Here is a 2,116-nt window from a genome sequence, read left to right as displayed (position 1 = left end):
CCCTAAATAGTGATCAATAAGGCATTTTGTATTCTATTTTATAACCATTAACTGATCTCCTCCCCCTGAAATCCGTGATCCGTGCTTTAAAAACGCCATACTATAAAATTACTCATCCTTTCTCCTCCCCCCTAAATTACTTTGAGGCGGAGGAAGCAAGCCTATTACGCCTTTAGTAATCTTATCACCGTTGAAACAACTGGGGACTTAGTCCCGTCTTACCTCTTCTTTTAGCGTCTATCTGTCAACTGCCTTGCAGGTTCCAATAGGAGAAGAGTGAAAGTTTTAAATGCTGTCCGTAGTTAAAATTTTCCATAAATATAAATCGTCCTTAATGGAGTTAAGAATGAAAAAAGTAAGTGTAATTGCTGCCGCAGTGGCTGCTACTCTAGCAGCAGGTTCTGCTTTTGCTGCAGAAACAGATGTACTAAAAGACGGCTGGGAAGTTCATGGGTATGCTTCAATGAATTTCCGCATGGTTGATGGTGAAACTGTTGATACAGAGTTTGGTAAACCAGATTACAAAACAGCGGGTACTCATGGAAAAAGCACCAATCAGGTTGAGTTTGTAATTAAGAAACACACAGAACATGAAAATGGTGTTTGGTCAAATTTCACTGTTCGTTCTGAATACGGTAATGGTAACTCGTACGCTTATTCTTCATCTGGTAGTCAAAAAGCCAATGACACTGCACAATTTGAAGTGAAAGAAACTTTTGTTGAAATCGGTGGTTTATCCTACTTAGGAGAAGACACATCTATATGGGCTGGTCAACGTTTCCTAAACCGTGCTGCTGGTATTCTTTCTGGTGAATTTTGGAAACAATCTTCTGGCGTAGGTGCTGGTGTTCAAACTAAGCTTGCTGGCAATACTGCAGGATTTGCGGTGGTGGTCGCCGATCCTGATGCAGGTGTGGCCCCATCATATTCTACTGATTGTAAACAAGATGACGGTTCTATTTCTACAGATCCAAGTAAGTGCAAAATTGTCCAAAATAGTGCCGATGAACGTAAAACACTGACCTCATATGATTTTTATTACTACGGTGTCGATGTTGGTTTTGGTAGCTTAGACTTTGATTTTAAATACATGGAACAAGCGAACAAAGACAGTAAATCAGATGATGGTTTTGGCGCATCAATCACGTTAAATTCTAGCTATTACGGCTTGGATGGTTGGGCTCAATCTGCTATTGCATATGGTAAAGGTGTTGCGCAAAACCGTGGTGTTAACTTTGGTGGCTGGTCAGGCGGTGATGATAAGCAAGAGTCGATTTTCTTGACTTCTTACGGTGTACTGAATATTTCCGAAAACTGGCAAATGGGCTCTGAAATTACCTATTTTGGTGCGCTGGATGAGTTATTTGGTGCTAAAGATTTGAAACGTTATATTGCTGCTGTTCGTCCATCGTATAAAGTGAATGATAACCTACGTCTTGAAATGACAGGTTCTTATGCTCATGAAGAGGGAGCTGAAGGTTACTGGGGTCGTACTGGTGAGGCACTAGAAAGCGATATTTTCAATGTGGAATTAGCTGCTGCATTTACAGTCAATGCTGATTACTTCGGTCGTCCACAAATCAAACCATACATTAGCTATATTTCTGCTGATGATGAAGCAAGCGCATCACAAATTGGCATCAAAGATGGCAAAAATGAAACAGTTATCGGTGTCCACACTGAAATCTGGTTCTAACTCAACTAAGATTTAAGGCAGCCTATTGGCTGCCTTTTTTGCTTTGTAAATGATAGAGAATAACGATGAATAATAAAAAATCATTAATGACCCTTATCCTCGGAGCAGCTTTGACTGCCTGTAGTTCAGTTCCATCTACCTCAAACCTTTCGTCTACTGAGGCTATCTCATACGCAAAAGTATGCTGTAATAATTATGCTGACTTTCCTTGGATTGAGCTACAAAGCAATGAAAGTATCGAGTTTGATATTGATGAAAGTGCCCCTATTGGCCACTTTACAGATGGCAATAGCTATTTTAATGCTTTTCAGCTCCCTCAACGTTCAGTAAAAGTGCAAATACAGCTTAGTAGCTACATGTTTGATAAAGCGGTATTTTTGCCAAAATTAATTATGTTAGATCAGACGTTCAATATTGTTT

Annotated in this window: 2 protein-coding genes; both read left to right on the top strand. The window is 39.8% G+C overall.

The features are described from left to right. Nucleotides 1-346: 346 nt before the first annotated feature. Nucleotides 347-1,696, top strand: coding sequence for a carbohydrate porin (locus tag AACQ17_RS09065; protein ID WP_170935155.1), 1,350 nt, complete (start codon nucleotides 347-349; stop codon nucleotides 1,694-1,696). A gap of 65 nt (nucleotides 1,697-1,761) precedes the next feature. Further along, nucleotides 1,762-2,116: MalM family protein (locus tag AACQ17_RS09060; RefSeq protein WP_240507677.1), on the top strand; the 355-nt coding region annotated here is incomplete at its 3' end.

The sequence above is a fragment of the Vibrio sp. V10_P2A27P122 genome, from assembly GCF_963874335.1.
Lineage (GTDB): Bacteria > Pseudomonadota > Gammaproteobacteria > Enterobacterales > Vibrionaceae > Vibrio > Vibrio anguillarum.
The sequence above is the reverse complement of the archived record's forward strand: the minus strand, read 5'-3'. Positions and strand labels throughout refer to the sequence as shown.

Excerpts from the sequence above, each read along its gene's own strand:
- AACQ17_RS09065 (WP_170935155.1), top strand. The coding sequence starts at position 347 with ATGAAAAAAGTAAGTGTAATTGCTGCCGCAGTGGCTGCTACTCTAGCA.